Genomic DNA, 19,642 nt, shown 5'->3' with positions numbered 1-19,642 from the left:
GGTATGGCCAGCCTCGACATCAGATCAGGCTGTCATCGAGGATCATCACGACCTTACCGTTCACCTTGTTGCTCGACAGTGCCGCAAACGCCGCCTCGGCATCCTTGGCAGCAAATTTCCGCTCCAGGTTCGGCTTGAGCTTGCCTTCTGTAAACAACGGCCAGACCCGTGCAGCCAGCTCTGCCATCAATCGGGCTTTGAACGCCGTATCGCGGTTACGCAGCGTAGAACCGATCAGGCTAATGCGCTTGCTCAACACCTTTGCCAGATCGAACTGCGCCTCTCGACCACTCATCAGGCCAATCAGTACCCACCGCCCGTCACGGCGCAGCACATCCAGATTAAGGTCGGCGTAGCTTGCGCCTACCGGATCAAGGATCACGTCGAATGGCCCGAAGTCACGCAGTCCTTCCAGCCCCTGGTGCCGATCAACGCCCCCTTCGGCACCCAGCGAAATGCAATAGTCCAGCCGCTCGGCCGAACCTACGCTGACCCAGCAAGGATTACCAAAAGCCTTACAGAGTTGAATGGCGGCAGAACCTACGCCGCTGGCTCCTGCGTGCAAGAGTACTTTCTCGCCAGGGCGCAAGGCTGCCAATTCGAAAAGATTGCACCAGGCCGTTGCCCAGACCTCAGGTAGCGCTGCTGCCTCAGCCATCGACAGCCCTTCGGGAACCGGAATCGCATGCTGAGCATTCACCACGACTTCGCTGGCCATACCACCACCGGCCAGCAGAGCACAGACACGATCCCCGACGTTCCAATTGGCTCCCTCACCAACTTCGACCACAACACCGGAACACTCCAGACCCAGGGTTTGCGGCGCTCCAGGCGGTGGCGGATAGTTACCGGCCAATTGAAGAAGATCGGCGCGATTAAGCCCGGCCGCGGCGACCTGGATACGAATTTCACCTGCGGAAAGAGCAGGACTTGTCAGCTGTTGCCACTCAAGCTGACCTTCAATACCTTGCAATGCGTTCACGGTGCCTCCATAGTGAGCTAGCTTTTGACCTTTAACAGCGTACTTGACTGTTGCGGGGAACCGGAACGGTCAAGTACGGCCTATAGCGTTATTACCCGTACTCTAGTCGAATCAAGCATGAAGCAGCTCCTCCCCCGTACCGCCCTCCTGTTCATCCTCGGTGTCAGCGCTCTTCCGCTGGCAGCCAAAACAGTGAGCCCAAACGTCTGGGACGGTCTCAAACCAGACCGCGATCAAGTCGTGGCAAGTCTCAATGTGGTAGAGCTGCTCAAGCGCCATCACTACAGCAAGCCGCCGCTTAACGATGAACGCTCGATAAAGATCTATGACAGCTATCTCAAGATGCTTGATCCCAATCGACTGTATTTCAACGCAGCCGATATCGCCGAGTTTGACGCATGGCGGACTCGCTTCGACGATCTGCTCAAGCAGGGCGACCTGAATCCAGGCTTTACCATCTACAAACGTTATCTGGATCGTGTAAAGGAACGCCTGGACTACACACTAGGCCTACTGGACAAAGGCATTCCCCAGCTGAATTTTGCGGCAGACGAAACGTTTGACGTCAACCGCGAAAAGGCGCCCTGGCCGACCAATACTGCCGCACTGGATGATCTGTGGCACAAGAAGCTCAAAGATGAAGTGCTGCGTCTGAAACTGGGTGGCAAGGACGATGCTGCCATCAAGGAGCAGCTGCAGAAGCGCTATCGCAATCAGTTGGCGCGCCTGAAACAGACTCGCAGCGAAGACATCTTCCAGGCTTACATCAACGCCTTCGCCCAAACATACGATCCGCACACGCAGTACCTCTCGCCTGAAAGCGCAGAGAACTTCGATATCAACATGAGCCTTTCCCTTGAAGGCATCGGTGCGGTACTGCAGAGCGATAACGATTACGTACAGATCGTTCGTCTGGTACCGGCCGGTCCCGCCGACAAGAGCAAGCAGCTCGCACCCGCTGACAAGATCGTGGGGGTAGCGCAAGGCAAAGACGGCGAAATGGTCGACGTCGTCGGCTGGCGTCTGGACGAGGTCGTCAAGAAGATCCGCGGCGCCAAGGGCTCCGTTGTTCGCCTAGAGGTTATCCCTTCGAGCAATCCGCCGAATGATCAGACCACAAAGGTCGTCTCGATTACACGTGAAGCGGTAAAGCTTGAAGAACAGGCAGCCCAGAAACACATCATTGACGTGCCTCACAACGGCAAGACCTACAAGCTGGGTGTAGTCGATGTGCCCGCTTTCTACTTGGACTTCAAGGCGTATCGCGCCGGCGACCCAAATTACAAGAGCACTACCCGTGACGTGCGCAAGCTGATCGGTGAGCTGAAAAACGAGAAAGTCGACGGTATTGTCATCGACCTACGCAACAATGGTGGAGGCTCCCTGCAGGAAGCAACCGAACTGACTGGGCTCTTCATCGATCAAGGCCCAACGGTGTTGGTGCGTAACAGCGACGGCAAGGTAGACGTGTTGGCTGACGATGAAGGCGATGCTTTCTACACAGGCCCCATGACCGTGCTGGTCAACCGCCTCTCGGCCTCGGCTTCGGAAATCTTTGCGGGTGCCATGCAGGATTATCACCGTGCCTTGATCGTGGGCGGACAGACCTTCGGCAAAGGCACTGTTCAAACCATACAGCCTTTAAATCACGGGGAACTGAAGCTGACCCTGGCCAAGTTTTATCGCGTTTCAGGACAAAGTACCCAGCATCAGGGCGTTATCCCGGATATCAGCTATCCGGATATCGTAGATAACAAGGAGATCGGCGAAAGTGCGCTACCCAACTCCATGCCATGGGATACGATCCGTCCGGTTCTTGAGGTAGAGAACAATCCGTTCAAGCCGTATCTGCCTGAGCTGATCAACCGTCACGATACCCGCACCAAGACCAACCCGGACTTTGTCTTTGCTCGTGAACGCCTTCAGTTTGCACAGGATGTCATGAAGGATACGACGGTCAGCCTGAACGAGCAGAAGCGTCGCGCCGAGCAGGACGCCCTCGACAAGCGCCAGCTGGCAATCGAGAACGAGCGTCGGGTAGCTAAAGGTGAGGAGCCCCTCAAGGAATTGAAAAAAGTTGATGACGACGCTATTGCTGCCGCCAACAACGACGAAAAGACCAAACCTCAAGACGATGCCTACCTGATGGAGAGTGGTCAGATCCTGCTCGACTATCTGGACTTGAGTCACGGCGGTCCGTCTCACTGATTGCCGTCATCAAATAGTCATCGAACTGTCGTGAAATGAACAAGGCCAGCTTATCGCTGGCTTTGTTTATTCAGGACCAAGATAGATGACCGTCAACGAACAGTTGAGCGCGCTTGAGCAGATACTGGCTCGAAGTGATATACACAGCCTTTTCCAACCTATCGTTTCCTTGAGCGAACGCCGCATCATTGGCTATGAAGCACTTAGCCGCGGGCCTTCCAACAGTCCTCTGCACTCCCCGCTTCCCCTGTTCGCCATTGCTCGTACGGCACAGCGTCTGTCCGAGCTGGAAATGGCGTGTCGCACCCAGGCATGCACCGGTTTCCGTGATCTGGGCCTTGAAGGTAAGCTCTTCCTTAACATTTCCCCCGAATCACTTCTTGAGAACAGTCACGAGCAAGGCCGCACCCTGAAACTGCTACAGCGTCTGGGTATCCCTGCTAACCGAATCGTCATCGAGCTGACCGAACAAGCCCCAACCGACGATCTGGGCCTGCTTGATACCGCCTTGCACTACTATCGCGCAATGGGCTTTTCGATTGCTCTGGATGACCTGGGGGCCGGATATTCCAGCCTGCGCCTGTGGTCCGAGCTGCGCCCGGACTATGTGAAGATCGATCGTCATTTCATCGATGGTATCCATCGTGATGGCGTCAAACGGGAGTTTGTAGGCTCCATCCTTCAAATGGCCAGGGCGTCCAACGCCGTCGTGGTTGCTGAAGGCATTGAACTGCATGAGGAACTGGTCGTGCTGGCCGAAATGGGCATAGATCTGGTTCAGGGCTACCTTCTGAGTCGTCCTGAAGCAAATCCCCCGCGGGAAGCACGCGAGATCATGCCTCGCCTGGAGACACGCCCCAAAAACCTTACAGAGGGCGGTACAGGCCTGACATCCATGTTACTTGAGCGGCCTGCCATCCAGGAGCAGACGCTGATACCTGCCGTCATGCAGCTTTTCCACGACAAACCCAGCTTTAACTCCCTGGCCGTGCTTGATGAACACGGTGCGCCTGTCGGCATCGTCCACCATTATGCCCTTGCAGAAGCCCTGCGTAAGCCCTTTGCGCCGGACCTGTTTGGTCGCAAGCCCATTACGCGACTTATGCATCTGGATTTTCTATGTGTGGAGAAGAGCCAATCTCCTCTTCACGTCAGCCGACTACTCACCCAGCGCGCCAAGCAGCGGGTAGAAGAAGACTTCATTATTGTTGATCAAGGCCAATATGTCGGCATGGGTCGTGTGGTTGATCTTCTCCAACTGATTACTGAGCAGAAGATTCAGGAAGCACGGCATGCCAATCCTCTGACAGGCCTGCCCGGCAGCGTGCCGATTCATCATTGTCTGAACCAGTTACTGGAGCGCAACCAAAACGCCACCCTGTGTCACCTTGATATCGACAGCTTTACGCCCTTCAATGAGATTTATGGATATGCCAAGGGAGACGAAGTGCTGCTGTGCCTGGCACAGGCCTTGGCAGAAAGCATGGAGCGCACCCAGGACTTCATCGGTCACTACGGCGATGACAACTTTATAATCGTCCTGCGCTCCATGGACTGGCGAGCACGGCTGACTCGACTCATGGAGACTTTCCAGAGTCGCTGCCGTCGCTTTTACGCACCGGAGCACCTGGATGCAGGCTGCCTGATAGCAGAAGATCATGAAGGCTACCGACGCGAGTATCCGCTGCTCTCTCTATCTCTTGGGGTTGTAAGGGTTACGGCAGAAAGTCGAACGTCACGCGATGCCCGCCAACTGCTTAAACTGGCGGAAAGCGCCAAGGCCCAGGCCAAAACCATTCCCGGCTATAGCTTGCACCTGATGGCCGAAACGGCCTGAGTTACCTATCTGAGGAAAAGTTGTACTCGAATACGCGCGTGACTTCAGATGCATGCCAGGCAGCCGCCTCTATACCATCTACCTCGCCATTGAAGCGCCCGACTCGCTGGGCGCACTCAAAGAAACCAGGACGCGGCAGCCGGCTCGCACCCTGGCTGACCACCAATGCGCTGCGCAACGGCACACCCTCACGGGCATCCAGCGCTATCAGATGTTCAAGGGCAGCAGTCAGTGTCGCCATGGCGGGCGTCGGTAACTGTAGACGCTCAATCAGCGAGCGATAGGTTACCAAGTGCCGCTGGCAACGAGCTTCTTCCAACTCGGCCAGCAACGCCTGCCAATGGGTACGACTGATCTGTAACGCCACAATACAAACCTGAATTCAACGAAAGGTTACTATAACAGCACAGCTTATCCTGTTCCGATGTGCAAGCACCTCTCGCCACCCAGGCTCATGCCCGCTCAACCACTATAACGCCCTCAGCAGGTTTCTCATTGGGAAGCGGCGGAGCCGATAGCGACTTTTGCACCGCTACGGGCTGGGCATCTCTCCAGGCGCGAAAGGCATCAAGCTCGCTCTGCCAGGTTTTGCTTACCCACGCCAGCACTGCCAGATCATCAATGAAGCCAAAGGTAAGCATCCAGTCAGGGATCAGATCAACAGGCGAAAGGAAATAAGCAAGTGCTGCGACTACCGACAAGAGTGCCTGCCGACTGATACCCCGATATTCTCCACGCCACCAGGCCAGTAGCAGGGAATGGAAGAGCCCCAAGGTATCCTTGGCGGCACCCAACCGAAAATCTCGCTTGGCCAGCTTACGCCCGACGGCCAATAACAGTGCCGGTAAGCGCCCCCGAACAAGAAAACGTTGGGCAAGCCTCAGATAACGATCAAATCCAACGGGTGGCTTCATGAGATCTCCCCGCCTCGCAAAGGCAGTCTGATAGAGCGTTTGGCGAATAGGTAAATAATTACCTAGATTAGAGCATCGTCCTCACAAACAGGTTTCCTAAAACAAAAAAGCCCCGTATGAACGGGGCTTTTTAATAGAGCGGCGTGTTACTTCTTGGAAGTATCCTGCTCTTGTGCAGCGTCCGACTCGTCGGATGGCTCTTGCGTCAGGCCATTGTCGCCCTGAGCGCTTGGATCCTTGATACCTAGCAGCTCTAGGTCAAAGACAAGCACGGAGTTGGCAGGAATGGCAGGGCTTGGGCTCTGCGCGCCGTAGGCCAGTTCGCTGGGAATGTACAGCTTGTACTTTTCACCTACATGCATGAGCTGAAGCGCTTCAACCCAACCCGGAATCACGCCACTCACCGGCAAATCAATCGGGCTGCCACGCTTGATGGAACTGTCGAATACAGTACCGTCAACAAGACGGCCTTCGTAGTGAACTGTCACTACATCATTCGGCTTGGGCTGCGGACCATCTGCCTTCTTGACCACTTCATACTGCAAACCGGAAGCCGTTGTGACAACACCCTCGCGCTTGCCATTTTTTTCCAGGAAATCCTTGCCTGCTTTGGCATTGTCTTCGCTGAGCTTGGTCATGCGCTCTTCTGCACGCTTCTGCAGATCGGCAAACGCATCTCTTAGCTGATCATCGGTAAGCTTCTGCTCTTTCTTGCCCACAGCATCTTCAATACCCAAAGCCACTGCTTTTGAATCCAGGTCATCGATGCCTTCCTGAGCAAGGCTTTTACCCATGTTCAAGCCGATGCCGTAGGACGCTTTCTGAGCTGGAGTTTCAAGATTAACCTTGGATTGTGATTGTGAGTCGCAGCCGCTGAGAACCAGGCCAACGAGGGCCACTGCTGCTGCCAACCGGTGCTGTTTCATGCTGTTTCCTTGTCCGTGCGCGAAGCGCGTTCGATAAAACCGCGAGCTTATCAGGGCCTAACTGCCACTGGCTACGGCATGATAAGAATAGTTAGTAGCTTATAAGTTCAGCGCTGAATAGTGACTGAATACAAAGCAGTCTGTGTCCGTGACGTATCAAACAACCCTGAACATACAGACTAGACATCTTTAAAAAGAAACTAACTGTACAAAGAACTTCCAGCAAAGAATGCTTAATAGAAGCGGAAAACAGCCGCCAGAAAGGGAATAAACCTGTAGAAACGAAAAAAGCGGCGCAAGGCCGCTTTTTTCGTAATTTATCGGGAGTTCAGTGGGCCCGATAAACTTAATATGGCGCAGCGGACGGGACTCGAACCCGCGACCCCCGGCGTGACAGGCCGGTATTCTAACCGACTGAACTACCGCTGCGTATATCGCAAAATGGTGGGTGATGACGGGATCGAACCGCCGACCCTCTGCTTGTAAGGCAGATGCTCTCCCAGCTGAGCTAATCACCCACGTAGCTTTCGCTAGTGTTCTTCCTGGGTTCATCAAGAGGATTTAAAACCCAATCAAGAAACCCAAGATGAAGCAAAAATGGCGCAGCGGACGGGACTCGAACCCGCGACCCCCGGCGTGACAGGCCGGTATTCTAACCGACTGAACTACCGCTGCGCGTAACTTCAAGAGTGGTGGGTGATGACGGGATCGAACCGCCGACCCTCTGCTTGTAAGGCAGATGCTCTCCCAGCTGAGCTAATCACCCACTTAACTTTCGTAAGCGTTTGCTCTCGAAGTGGGGCGCATTCTACGGACGGTTTTAGAGGCTGGCAAGCCCCCAAGTGAAAAAAATTTCAAATGATCCAAAGGCTTAGGTTCTTTTCCTTTATTTCCAAGCCTTTGGATCATTTCCCGGGTCTGCCCTTGCAGGCAGGACCGTATCGTTACACCCCAAAAAGCGGCCTGTTTGTCATTAAAGCCCTTTAATCGTTGCCAATGATCAATTGGGGGTTGGCCTTGGAAGCATGGCAGCGGAATAATGCGCGCTTCGTTTTTTGGGGAATCGTCACGCCATGTGGTTTCGTAATCTTCTTATCTATCGTCTTACCCAGGATTTATCACTCGAAGCCGAGGCCCTGGAAACCGCGTTGGCCAGCAAACCTGCACGTCCCTGCGCCAGCCAGGAACTGACCACTTACGGTTTCGTTGCTCCTTTTGGCAAGGGAGAAGACGCTCCTCTGGTACATGTCAGCCAGGATTTCTTTCTGATCGCAGCTCGCAAGGAAGAGCGCATTCTGCCCGGCAGCGTAGTAAAAGACGCCGTGCAGGAAAAAGTTGATGAAATCGAAGCGCAGCAGATGCGCAAGGTTTATAAAAAGGAGCGTGACCAGATAAAGGATGAGATTGTCATGAATCTGCTGCCACGGGCCTTCATTCGCCGTCAGACTACCTTTGCAGCAATCGCGCCCAAGCAGGGCTGGATTCTGGTAGATGCCTCCAGTGCAAAGCGTGCAGAAGATTTGCTTTCCACCCTTCGTGAAGCGCTGGGCTCCCTTCCAGTCCGTCCGATGTCGGTCAAGCAGGCACCGACTGCAACCTTTACAGATTGGGTCAAGTCTCAGGCAGCCACGAACGATTTCCATCTGTTGGATGAGTGCGAGCTACGCGATAGTCACGAGGATGGCGGTGTTGTCCGCTGTAAAGGGCAAGACTTGACCAGTGAGGAAATTCAGAATCACCTGGGCGCAGGCAAGCTGGTGACCAAGCTGGCCCTGGCTTGGCAGGACAAGCTGTCGCTGTTGATCGATGACAAGGTCGCGCTCAAGCGTCTGCGCTTTGAGGACTTGCTTCAAGAGCAGGCCGAGCAGGATGGCGGCGATGATGCCATGGCGCAGCTGGATGCTACCTTTACTCTAATGATGATGACCTTTGCCGAATTTATTCCGTCGCTGGTCGAAGCGCTGGGTGGAGAAGAAATTCCGCAGGGGCTCTAATCAAGTGCGGCGCCCCGGGGCGCCGCCCAACTTCCAAGGCTCATATTTTTATAAGGATAATCATGGGCGCTCTCGCAGCTTTAAGCCGCTTTGCAGGCAATACCTTTGCCTTGTGGGTCCTGCTGGCGGCTGTTCTAGCCTTTATATGGCCTGAAGGGTTTCGCTCCTTAACGCCAGCTATCGTCCCCTTATTGGGCCTGATCATGTTCGGCATGGGGCTCACGCTCAAAGCTGAGGATTTCAAGGAGGTCTTTCGCAAACCTCTTAGGGTTCTTCTAGGTGTAATCGCTCAATTTATCATTATGCCCGGCATGGCGTGGCTGCTTTGTCTTGTCATGCAATTGCCGCCGGAAATTGCGGTAGGCGTTATTCTTGTGGGTTGTTGCCCTGGCGGTACGGCGTCCAATGTCATCACCTGGTTTTCACGCGGGGACGTCGCACTGTCTGTTGGCATCACTGCCGTCACTACCCTTCTGGCCCCGTTAGTGACCCCTACACTGATCTGGCTATTAGCTTCGGCCTGGCTACCAGTCAAGTTCTCAGCCCTTTTTCTATCCATCGTCCAGGTCGTTATCCTTCCGATTGTGCTGGGGCTAGTTGCCCAACGCTTCCTGGGGTCAAAGGTACGGGCAGCGGTTGAGGTGTTGCCCCTGGTCTCGGTTATCAGCATCGTGCTGATTGTGGCGGCCGTTGTGGCTGTCAGCCAGGCGAAAATTGCAGAGTCAGGATTTTTGATTATGGCTGTGGTCGTACTGCATAACACATTGGGACTGATGCTTGGCTATCTGGCCGGAAAAGTGTTTGGGCTACCTCTGGCGCAGCGCAAGACGTTGGCTATCGAGGTCGGTATGCAGAATTCGGGACTGGGCGCAGCACTGGCAACAGCACATTTCTCCCCGCTTGCGGCTGTGCCCAGTGCCTTGTTCAGCGTCTGGCATAATATTTCCGGAGCGCTGCTGGCCACATGGTTCCGTCGCTTGAATGACGAGTCCTCTGCAAAAGAGTGAGCATATAACGAAACCGGCGCGCTCGGGCTTGGCTAGAGCGCATCGGTTCGCGAAGGGGACGACCCCATCGCCTGAAACTATCCGGGGACGGCCCCGCTTTACCAACCCTGGAATCTTTATGTCCTGGATTATTCTTTTTCTGGCCGGTCTGTTTGAAATAGGCTGGGCTATAGGCCTCAAATACACCGAAGGCTTTACCCGCCCTCTTCCTACTGTCCTGACGGCAGCCGCCATGCTGACCAGCATAAGCCTCTTGGGCATGGCCGTTAAGCAGCTTCCTCTTGGTACAGCCTATGCCATATGGACGGGTATTGGCGCAGTAGGAACGGTGATTGCTGGCATCATTCTATTTGGCGAAAGCGTCAGTCCGACCCGTCTGCTCAGTGTGCTGCTTATTTTATGTGGCTTGATCGGGCTTAAACTGAGCCATTAGCGCCTAGTCGCGGATGCTGCGCGTAGGATCTCCACCGCCTATCACGGCGCGAAAGCGCATCAGGAATTCTGGCACGCTTGCAAAGAGGAAGGCATTGACGCCTATATTCATCAACGCAACCGCCAGAAACAGCTCCGGAACTGTCATCTCGAATACAGACAAAAGCAGCATAGTGATAAGGGCCGAGCAGACCATTAGGAGCGCATTGAGAATATTGGTGGCAGCGATAACCCGAGAGCGCTCCTCCTGTGGCGTGCGTGCCTGAATCAGCGCATAGAGCGGAACGATATAAAATCCGCCAGAAATCCCCAGCCCCAGAATGCACCCAAGCGCTGGCCACATGGAAAGTTCTTTCAGCGCTGCCCATCCGCCATAAGACCCTGTGATAGCGGCCATGTCAGGCGTGACGGCATAGAGCAAGACGCTGAAGACAGATAATCCCAGCGCACCCAGCGGAACAATACCTGCCTCAACATGCCCCTTGGACAACCGGCCACATAGAAGAGAGCCCAGCGCAATGCCTACCGAGAACAAGGTAAGGATCAGCGAAACCATGCTTTCCTGACCGTGCAGGTAGTCCTTGGCATAGGCTGGTATCTGGGTAAGGTATACCGCACCCACAAACCAGAACCAAGAATTGCCCAGTAGAGAACGAGAGACCGAGGGTGCCTGCCCCAGCCCCATACGCAAGATCACCCATGTTTGCCGGAAAATATTCCAGTCCAACCTCAGGTGCGAGATAGCGGCCGGCGCGGATGGAATACCCAGGCTGGCCAGAAAACCAGCCAGAGCGATCAATACGACGCTTATGGCTACGGCCTGAGAATAATCCGGGAGAGAGAGCAAGGCCCCTGCCCCTATCGTCCCGCCTAGAATGGCCAGGAATGTGCCCATCTCCACCAACGCGTTACCGCCCATTAACTCTCGAGTCTCGAGATGCTGGGGCAAAATTGAGTACTTGGAAGGTCCGAAGAGCGCCGAGCGTGTACCCATGGCAAACAGGACAAATAACAACAGTGGCAGGCTGTTAAGCCAAAAGCCTAGACTGCCTAACAGCAACATGACGATTTCCGAGCCTTTCAGCCATCGCATGAGCCGCGCCTTGTCATATTTTTCGCCTAACTGTCCGCCTAACGCTGAAAACAGCAGGAACGGAAGAATAAACAGCAAGGCGCACAGGTTGACCAGCAACAGCCTGTCACCGGTAACGCTCAAGTGAAACAGCACCGCCAGAATCAATGACTGCTTATAGACGTTGTCATTAAAGGCACTAAGGGACTGTGTTATGAAAAACGGTAGGAAGCGCCGTTTTTTCAATAGAGCAAACTGTGAGGACATCAAACGAGGTCCTATTCGAAGAAGGGAAACCGGAACGGGCCACAGCCATCCTTGCAGCCCGAGATAACAACCGCGTTACATAGTACGTCAGTCAAACATCGTTATATCCGGATAGCCTTAGGAAAAAGAAGCTTCCAGACTGGCTTTTACCGTCGGCCACTCACGGTCGGTAATACTGTACATAACGGTATCATCAAGCCGACCGTCGGCCAAACGTCGATGGTTACGTAACAGTCCCTCACGTACAGCCCCTAGCTTTTCAATAGCGCGTTGCGCACGCAGATTACTGGCTGCCGTCTTGAGTTGTACACGTACCAGATGCCAGTTCTCGAACGCATGACGCAGCAGGAGGTATTTGATGTTGGCATTCAATCCACTGCCATGCTGCTCCCGATCCAGCCAGGTCCAGCCAATTTCAGCGGCAGGTAGCGCAGGCAGAAACTCTGAAAAACGAGTGGTACCCACCAGCTTGTCAGCCAGCCTGATGGTAAAAGGGATAGTTTTGCCTTCACGCTGCTCGGCAATGGCGTGCCTATACCAGTCCGGTCGTAGTGGACCGCTCAGGTAATGCAACTCGTCCCGGTTGAGATCAGCTAGGCTGACCAGCTCCAGTACGTCGCTTTCCACCATAGGCTCTAAACGAAGAGCACCTCGCTGCAAGGTAATGGGATGCGCTTCGAACATGGCGCCACTCTCCTTGATAACACTGCGACACGCTAACAGGCTGAAGCCCTTGGCTCAACCAAACCTGCGACATTGGTCTCAGTGACCTTGGAGCAGTCGCTTTGATGAGACACTTATAAAGCCTGCCATGCTCCCCAACGAGCGCATTAGAATAGTCCCTAGGTTATTCCCACTACTCGAGACGAGCTCTTTCTAATCTATCTGGCAGCGGAAGGCCTAGGGCCAATCACCTATAAAAGGCCCTGCACAACAAAATTCCACAGGAGTTCGCATGACCCTATCCAGCGGACTGATCGCCGCCGTTGCTCTGCTGTACATGGCGGTGCTCTTTGCGATTGCCTTTTATGGCGACAGACGTAAAACGCCGTTGCCCCCCAAGTTACGCGCCTGGGTTTACAGCCTGTCGCTTGCGGTATATTGCACCAGCTGGACATTCTTTGGCGCCGTTGGACAGGCGGCCGACCAACTCTGGTCCTTCCTGCCGATTTACCTAGGGCCTATCCTGCTCCTGCTATTCATGCCACGTCTGATCAAGAAAATGATCATGATCAGCAAGCAGGAAAACATCACTTCCATTGCCGACTTCATTGCCTCCCGTTATGGAAAATCGCGGGCGCTGGCGGTTGTGGTTACGCTGATCTGCCTGGTAGGCGTGCTGCCTTATATCTCCCTGCAGCTCAAAGGCATTGTCATGGGCGTCAATCTGCTCACCGGTGTAGGGGCCGAGTCAATAGGCATGCGTGCGCAGGATACCGCCTTGATCGTCTCGCTGGCATTAGCGGTATTTACCATCCTGTTCGGCACTCGCAACCTTGATGTTACCGAGCATCACCGGGGCATGATGCTCGCAATTGCCTTTGAGTCGCTGATCAAACTCCTGGCATTTCTTTCTGTAGGAATTTTTGTGACCTATGGACTTTATGATGGATTCGATGACCTCTTCGATCAGGCACGCATTGCGCCCGAGCTGTCCAAATACTGGCAGGAAACCTTCGACTGGCCCGCACTGCTGGTGCAAACCGGAGTAGCGTTCACGGCCGTCATGTGTCTGCCACGACAGTTTCATGTCACGGTGGTTGAAAATACGGATGCGCGTGACCTGAACCTGGCCCGTTGGGTATTTCCTTGCTACTTGGCCTTGGCGGCGCTGTTTGTTGTTCCCATAGCCCTGGCAGGACAGATGCATCTGCCCAAAGGGGTCGTACCTGACTCCTTTGTTATAAGCCTGCCCATGGCACAGGCGCATCCCGGCCTGGCGCTCCTGGCTTTCATTGGTGGCGCTTCGGCCGCTACCAGTATGGTGATCGTCGCCAGCGTGGCCTTATCCACCATGCTATCCAATGATATTTTGCTGCCTCTCTTATTCCGTAAGCAGAAGGTAGAGCGCCCCTATGAGGTGTTCAGCCACTGGCTGGTAACCATTCGGCGTGTTGCGATCGTGGCGATCCTGCTATTGGCGTATCTCTGCTATCGCCTGCTGGGCTCTACGGCAAGCCTGGCTACCATCGGGCAGATCGCCTTTGCAGCTATCGCTCAACTGGGCCCGGCCATGGTAGGGGCACTCTACTGGAAGCAGGCGAACCGGAGAGGTGTATTTGCAGGACTTGCAGCGGGCGCCTTTCTTTGGGCTTATACCCTGGTTCTGCCAGTCATGGCAGAAAGTCTGAGCTGGCCACTCGACCGTTTTCCTGGGCTAGCCTGGCTGGCGGCCAATCCGTTTGGCCTGCCCTTCAAGCCCCTGACTCAAGGCGTACTGCTGTCCTTGGCAGGAAATTTTCTCCTTTTCTTTCTGGTTTCCAATCAGGCCAGGACGCGAGTATCCGAGCACTGGCAGGCCGGCCGTTTCATTGGGCAAATGACCTCGGCGCGCCTGAATACCCGGTCGCTATTGGCAGTGCAGCTAGAGGATCTTCGCGCACTCGCTGCCCGCTTCGTAGGCGATGAACGTGCTCGGCAGAGCTTTATTCGCTTCGCTGACCAGACGGGCCTGACCTTTCATCCGGCCCAGAATGCCAACGGAGAATGGATTGCCCATACCGAGCGTCTGTTAGCCGGTGTGATTGGTGCCTCCTCTGCGCGGGCGGTGGTAAAGGCTGCCATCGAAGGCCGTGACATGCATGTGGAGGATGTCGTACGCATTGCCGACGAAGCGTCCGAAGTACTTGAATTCAACCGCGCGCTTTTGCAGGGCGCTATCGAAAATATTTCTCAAGGTATCAGCGTTGTTGATCAATCCCTTCGGCTAGTGGCCTGGAACCAACGTTACCTGGAGTTGTTTGACTACCCGGACGGCATGATCCAGGTCGGGCGTCCAATCGCCGAAATCATCCGCTATAACGCAGAACGGGGCCTCTGTGGCCCAGGCGATCCTGACGAGCACGTAGCACGACGTGTTGATCGAATGCGGCAAGGGATTGCCCACACATCTGAGCGACAATTCCCTAATGGCCGGGTAATCGAACTCAGTGGCAAACCCATGCCGGGACGCGGCTTTGTCATGAGCTTTACCGACATCACTGCGTTTCGCGAAGCAGAGCGCGCCCTTCGTGAAGCCAATGAAGGGCTGGAGCAGCGCGTGGAAGAGCGAACCCGGGAGCTCTCCCAGCTTAACCAGGCGCTGACAGAGGCCAAAGCCCATGCAGAAGCAGCAAACCAGTCCAAAACACGCTTTCTCGCTGCCGTCAGCCATGATCTGATGCAACCGCTAAACGCAGCCCGCCTGTTTACGGCCGCCCTCGCCCACCACGATGCGTTACCAAAGGATGCTCGCGAGCTGGTTAACAACATGGATTCGTCCCTGCGCTCCGTGGAAGACCTGATTGCCGACCTGCTGGATATCTCGCGTCTGGAGAGCGGACGGGTTCATACGGAAGTCGGCACGTTCGCAATCAATACGCTATTCGATACGCTGGGCGTAGAGTTTCGTGCCCTGGCGCGAGAACAAGGCATAGATTTCCACCTAAGCGGAAGTCGCCTGAGAGTAGAAAGCGACGTCAAGCTTCTGCGCCGAGTCCTGCAGAACTTTCTGACCAATGCTTTCCGCTATGCCAGAGGGCATGTATTGCTAGGTGTCCGCCGCCATGGTGATCATGTGACACTGGAGGTATGGGACCGTGGCCCAGGTATCCCGGAAGATAAGCGGCAGGTCATTTTTGAGGAGTTCAAGCGACTCGATAGTCATCAGACGCGCGCAGAGAAGGGGTTGGGCCTGGGACTGGCTATTGCTGATCGTCTTTGCAAGGTACTGGGCCATCGTATCGAGGTACGCTCCTGGCTAGGCAAAGGCAGTGTATTCAGCGTCTCGGTGCCCGTCGCGACTCAAATTCTATCCGAGCCTGTCCTGCAGCCTACACGCGAACACACCAGCGAACCGCTACGAGGCGCACCGGTATTTTGCGTTGATAACGAGGAAAGCATCCTGACGGGTATGCAGAGCCTTCTTAGCCGCTGGGGCTGCGAGGTTCATACGGCACGCAATCAGCAGGAGTGCGAGGCGTTATTGGCGCAAGGCATTCAGCCACAGATAGCGCTGGTGGATTTCCATCTGGATGACGGCAATACCGGACCTCAACTGATGGCATGGCTTCGCACGCGGCTTGATAAGCCGTTGCCTGGCATTGTGATCAGTGCAGATGCACATCAGGATCGTGTCAGTGAAGTGCATTCGGCTGGGCTGGATTTTCTACCTAAACCCGTAAAGCCAGCCGCCTTACGCGCATTGCTTAGCCGTTATCTGAATTTAAGATGACTTGGCGGCGCCCGTGTCGATAGGTCATAAAAACCCAATCGAAATAATGCAAAAAAATTCTTGCATTTTGATGAAGCCAAGCGTGATGCGGTCTACAGGGTTAATCCACAGAACCTGTGGATAACTCTGTAGAAAAGTTGGTGGAAATGTCCTGTAAGCTAGATGAAATGGGGGGTTCCGTTAAACTGTCCATTTTTTAACCAATCAAAAAAATCCTTATAAATCATATATTTATACCTAAATAACCGTTCTAAATATTTTTATGCCTGTTTAAGCGAAGCGCTTGACAAGCGCATTAGTGCTTGTGCACAAGTCCTGAACATTGCCCCTTGACTCAGGGTGTATTTTTGAGCATAGCCCTTCGCCTGAGTTAGAAAATTTAGTGAATTCGTATGTTTTATCACCCTGCCAGACTGACCTCGGCAGGACGACGACTCATTAACACCCTGCCCTCACGGACAGAAAACAGTGGAAGGCCCTGGCTTCTTATCATTTCGTAGTCCGAATCGGCTGACAGGATCAGCAGATTGGCCGGGCGCCCTACTTCCAGCCCATATCGGTCACCCAGCTGCATGGCGTTGGCGCTATTTACCGTCACCAGATCCAAGGCATGCTGCAGGCGCTCATAACCGAGCATGTGACAGATATGCAGGCCAGCCTCCAGTACCCTGAGAATGTTGCCGTTACCCAGCGGATACCATGGATCAACAATGGAGTCCTGCCCGAAGCACACATTCATACCGGCCTCCAGCAGTTCGTTCACACGCGTTACGCCACGCCGTTTGGGAAAGGTATCGAAGCGACCTTGCAGGTGAATGCTCTCGGTGGGGCACGATATAAAGCTGATACCCGAACGACTCAGCAGACGAAACAGCTTTGAACAGTAGGCATTGTCATAAGAACCCATGGCAGTAGTATGGCTGGCAGTGACACGTGAGCCCATGCCACGACTACGCGCCTCCTCTGCCAACACTTCCAGAAAGCGGGAATGGGGATCGTCTGTCTCATCGCAGTGAACATCCACCAGACAACCTGTGCGCTCGGCCAGATCCATCAGAAATTTGACGGAACTGACCCCTTGCTCACGGGTATATTCGAAGTGAGGGATTCCGCCAACCACGTCGGCTCCCAGCCGAATGGCCTCCTCCATCAGTTCTCGGCCCTGAGGATAGGATTCGATTCCTTCCTGGGGAAACGCCACAATTTGCATGTCAACTAAATGGCTTGTTTCTTCCCGAATTTCCAACATGGCCTTCAAAGCCGCCAGACTGGCATCGGTTACATCCACATGGGTACGAACATGCTGGATACCGTGGACCGCCAGGGCATTAATGGTCTGCTTGGCCCGCGCCTTGGTATCTTCGTGGGTAATAGTCGCCTTTCGCTCTCCCCAGCACTCAATGCCTTCGAATAACGTGCCGCTCATGTTCCACCGCGGTTCCCCAGCTGTCAGGGTGGCATCCAGATGGATATGCGGCTCGACGAAAGGCGGAATAACCAGATTGCCTCGCGCATCCAGTATTTCAGCGCTGGTTGGGCTCACAAAAGCGACCTGTGATTCGATTGCAGCGATCCGGTCGCCTTGCAAACGCACAGTAAACAGCCCTTCCTGACCACGCAGCCGCGCATTGATGACACTCATCGACAGACTCCTCAAGCAAAGGACTACTTACTCTTTATAACAGTAGGTGATCTGGAACATTCCAGCCTATGCCTCTGCGCGAGCGACAACCGATAGCCGGGCCCCCACCAGGCCACACAGCATTACGTACCCCAGCGCGGCAGTACCAACGCCGACAAGAGGCGCCAACCAAGGGGAGAAAAAGGCTGCCAGAACGCCCAGGCCATAGGCCGCAAGCCCAACCCAATTGAATTTAGGTAAATGAACAGTCGCCAAGAGGGGGTAACGCCCTCTATGACGATAAAAGAAATCAGCTGCAATCACGCCGCCGATAGGAGGGATAATGGTTCCCAATATAATCAGGTAGGGGACCAGCAGATCGTACATGCCCAGCACTGCCAGCAATGTACCTATTGCTGCGCCAACCAGCGTAACGGTTCGCCGGCGATCTGTTCGAACCAGATTACAACCCGCCACAGCGAAGTTATAGATAGTATTGTCCTGCGTGCTCCAAAGATTAAGCATGAGCATGGCTATCGCTGCCAGCGAGAAACCCTGAAGCAGCAAGACCTCCACCACGTCCGGTTGTTGGTACACAATGGCGCCATAGGCGCCGATCAGCACCATCAGGCCATTGCCGATAAAAAAACCAGCCAGGCTGGCCAGAATGGCAACTCTCCCAGTGCGAGCAAAACGTGTCCAATTAGTAGCCTGTGTCGCCCCGCTGACAAATGTGCCAAACACTAATGTCAGCGCTGTGCTATACTCCATCGTGTTGCCTGGTTGTATGGCCAGCAGGCCTTCCAGCCCACCGATCTTTCGTGTTGCAACCCACATGGATAATGCCAGCAGGCCACACATGGCGGGTACAGCAATATAAGACAGGATCTCCAAGCCTCGGTAGCCAATATAGGCTGTGGCACAAAAGCCAAAACCGAAGATCACCATCAGCAACAGCACAATGCCTTCGGGCAATCCCAGAAACTTACCCAGCACGACTGCCGCCGTCGCCGTGCCCCAGGCATACCAGCCAATCTGCGTAAATCCCAACACCAGATCAGACAACTTGCTTCCTACTTCGCCAAAGCAGAACCGGCCCATCAGAACAGAATTAAGGCCGCTTCGATACGCGATATATCCCAGCAAGGCGGCATAAAGACCAAGCAGCAGATTACCTACCATAATCACGCTCAGCAGGGTCTTGAAATCGAACGCCGTGCCGATCTTACCGCCTGCAAACATCGTCGCGGTAAAGAAGGTAAAGCCCAGCAGCACCAACGTTGTCGACCAGACGCCCCGACGGGCTGACATAGGCACTTCACTTAACGGATATTCGTTCGCGCTTGCGTTCGTCTCGCTCATTTCGCTATTCCCGCTTGGTCATGGACCTGAGAGCAAGTGCGAAGCGCATGCCAAACGCTGTAACGCTCTGGTGCAACCTAATTACTGCGGCAGGAAGGTGCTAAACAAGAGGCCAACGCACAAAAGCGGCTCATTGTCCTTTAGCTTTGCCTTGAAATGGTTCATTGCAGCGGCAAACACAACACTGTGCTGAAGCAATTTGAAGCACATGAAAAAGAGACATTTTCCATTCAGCGACTTAGCTTAATGGGAAAAGTTGGCAAAAAACTTGCTAAAGCAGGTTATCAATGCAGCAAATTGACGCCGCTGCTGTCATAAGCGCGTCACGTGATTCAACTAAAAGAAGATTATGAATACACATCAGCAAACTCAAACCGCAATCCAAATGCTTTCCTCTGCTTTCGCTCCGTTCGATTGTGTAATCGCTGCGCCCAGCAAGAAAGGCTTTTCATTCATCATCGTCAATGAATTCGGCGTTGCGCGCCATACTCAGCGACTTTACCGTGAGGAATACAGCTGCCCGACTCGTCTGCAGTCCGTTATTGAACGTGCACGCAAAGCCATCAGCGCCTGATCCATTCCCGCCTT

At 54.3% G+C, this 19,642-nt stretch carries 14 protein-coding genes, 4 tRNA genes and 1 pseudogene; 7 read left to right on the top strand and 12 right to left on the bottom strand.

The genetic code is table 11. From position 1 onward, the window contains the following. Nucleotides 1–19: 19 nt before the first annotated feature. Nucleotides 20–982 (bottom strand): NAD(P)H-quinone oxidoreductase, encoded by a 963-nt coding sequence (locus JQR86_RS06065; RefSeq protein ID WP_173869061.1) that lies wholly within the window; start codon nt 980–982, stop codon nt 20–22. A gap of 117 nt (nt 983–1,099) precedes the next feature. Between JQR86_RS06065 and JQR86_RS06060 the strand changes: the two genes are divergently transcribed. Beyond that, nucleotides 1,100–3,190, top strand: a complete 2,091-nt coding sequence (locus JQR86_RS06060; protein ID WP_434154488.1) for a carboxy terminal-processing peptidase — start codon at nt 1,100–1,102, stop codon at nt 3,188–3,190. A gap of 85 nt (nt 3,191–3,275) precedes the next feature. Continuing rightward, nucleotides 3,276–5,027, top strand: a complete 1,752-nt coding sequence (locus tag JQR86_RS06055; protein ID WP_434154487.1) for a bifunctional diguanylate cyclase/phosphodiesterase — start codon at nt 3,276–3,278, stop codon at nt 5,025–5,027. Nucleotide 5,028: 1 nt separating this feature from the next. On the opposite strand, the gene JQR86_RS06050 is transcribed toward JQR86_RS06055, so the two are convergent. From JQR86_RS06050 to JQR86_RS06020, 7 genes are all read right to left on the bottom strand, one after another. Next, a complete protein-coding gene (locus JQR86_RS06050; protein WP_019367163.1) occupies nt 5,029–5,394 on the bottom strand; it encodes a hypothetical protein in 366 nt (121 codons plus the stop codon). Nucleotides 5,395–5,479: 85 nt separating this feature from the next. Further along, nucleotides 5,480–5,941, bottom strand: coding sequence for a YkvA family protein (locus JQR86_RS06045; RefSeq protein WP_010795144.1), 462 nt, complete (start codon nt 5,939–5,941; stop codon nt 5,480–5,482). Nucleotides 5,942–6,087: 146 nt separating this feature from the next. Continuing rightward, nucleotides 6,088–6,867 (bottom strand): FKBP-type peptidyl-prolyl cis-trans isomerase, encoded by a 780-nt coding sequence (locus tag JQR86_RS06040; protein WP_010795145.1) that lies wholly within the window; start codon nt 6,865–6,867, stop codon nt 6,088–6,090. Between the two features lie 352 nt (nt 6,868–7,219). Continuing rightward, nucleotides 7,220–7,296: transfer RNA gene (locus JQR86_RS06035), tRNA-Asp, on the bottom strand. 13 nt (nt 7,297–7,309) lie between these two features. Beyond that, nucleotides 7,310–7,385: transfer RNA gene (locus JQR86_RS06030), tRNA-Val, on the bottom strand. Nucleotides 7,386–7,465: 80 nt separating this feature from the next. Next, a tRNA-Asp gene (locus tag JQR86_RS06025) sits at nt 7,466–7,542 on the bottom strand. Between the two features lie 15 nt (nt 7,543–7,557). After that, nucleotides 7,558–7,633: transfer RNA gene (locus JQR86_RS06020), tRNA-Val, on the bottom strand. A 307-nt stretch (nt 7,634–7,940) separates the two neighbouring features. On the opposite strand from JQR86_RS06020, the gene rdgC reads away from it, so the two are divergent. From rdgC to sugE, 3 genes are all read left to right on the top strand, one after another. Next, complete coding sequence (gene rdgC, locus JQR86_RS06015) at nt 7,941–8,861, top strand: recombination-associated protein RdgC (RefSeq protein WP_312272456.1); 921 nt, start codon at nt 7,941–7,943, stop codon at nt 8,859–8,861. A 62-nt stretch (nt 8,862–8,923) separates the two neighbouring features. Then, nucleotides 8,924–9,868 carry a bile acid:sodium symporter family protein gene (locus JQR86_RS06010; protein WP_010795147.1) on the top strand — a complete coding sequence of 315 codons (945 nt, stop codon included), beginning with the start codon at nt 8,924–8,926 and terminating at the stop codon, nt 9,866–9,868. Between the two features lie 118 nt (nt 9,869–9,986). After that, entirely contained in the window at nt 9,987–10,301 is a 315-nt protein-coding gene (sugE, locus tag JQR86_RS06005; RefSeq protein ID WP_404624927.1) for a quaternary ammonium compound efflux SMR transporter SugE, read from the top strand. 51 nt (nt 10,302–10,352) lie between these two features. Here sugE and JQR86_RS06000 read toward each other — a convergent pair. Further along, nucleotides 10,353–11,639, bottom strand: a pseudogene (locus tag JQR86_RS06000) (MFS transporter); the annotation flags it as partial. 117 nt (nt 11,640–11,756) lie between these two features. Beyond that, a complete protein-coding gene (locus JQR86_RS05995; RefSeq protein ID WP_010795150.1) occupies nt 11,757–12,323 on the bottom strand; it encodes a GNAT family N-acetyltransferase in 567 nt (188 codons plus the stop codon). Nucleotides 12,324–12,594: 271 nt separating this feature from the next. Here JQR86_RS05995 and JQR86_RS05990 point away from each other — a divergent pair, with 271 nt between their 5' ends. Continuing rightward, nucleotides 12,595–16,071: a hybrid sensor histidine kinase/response regulator gene (locus JQR86_RS05990; protein ID WP_150346937.1), complete on the top strand. Its 3,477-nt coding sequence runs from the start codon at nt 12,595–12,597 to the stop codon at nt 16,069–16,071. A 400-nt stretch (nt 16,072–16,471) separates the two neighbouring features. Here the strand turns inward: JQR86_RS05990 and codA are convergent, their stop codons facing one another. Together codA and codB are read right to left on the bottom strand one after the other, a co-directional pair. Then, entirely contained in the window at nt 16,472–17,713 is a 1,242-nt protein-coding gene (gene codA / locus JQR86_RS05985; RefSeq protein WP_434154486.1) for a cytosine deaminase, read from the bottom strand. Nucleotides 17,714–17,779: 66 nt separating this feature from the next. Next, nucleotides 17,780–19,054, bottom strand: a complete 1,275-nt coding sequence (codB, locus tag JQR86_RS05980; protein WP_312272458.1) for a cytosine permease — start codon at nt 19,052–19,054, stop codon at nt 17,780–17,782. Nucleotides 19,055–19,403: 349 nt separating this feature from the next. Between codB and JQR86_RS05975 the strand changes: the two genes are divergently transcribed. Continuing rightward, nucleotides 19,404–19,628 (top strand): hypothetical protein, encoded by a 225-nt coding sequence (locus JQR86_RS05975; RefSeq protein WP_010795154.1) that lies wholly within the window; start codon nt 19,404–19,406, stop codon nt 19,626–19,628. The last annotated feature ends 14 nt before the right edge of the window (nt 19,629–19,642 follow it).

Source organism: Pseudomonas sp. JZ134, from assembly GCF_051027695.1.
GTDB classification, from domain to species: Bacteria; Pseudomonadota; Gammaproteobacteria; order Pseudomonadales; family Pseudomonadaceae; genus Chryseomonas; species Chryseomonas luteola.
Note: the sequence above shows the minus strand (reverse complement) of the source record. Positions and strands in the feature narration are given on the sequence as shown.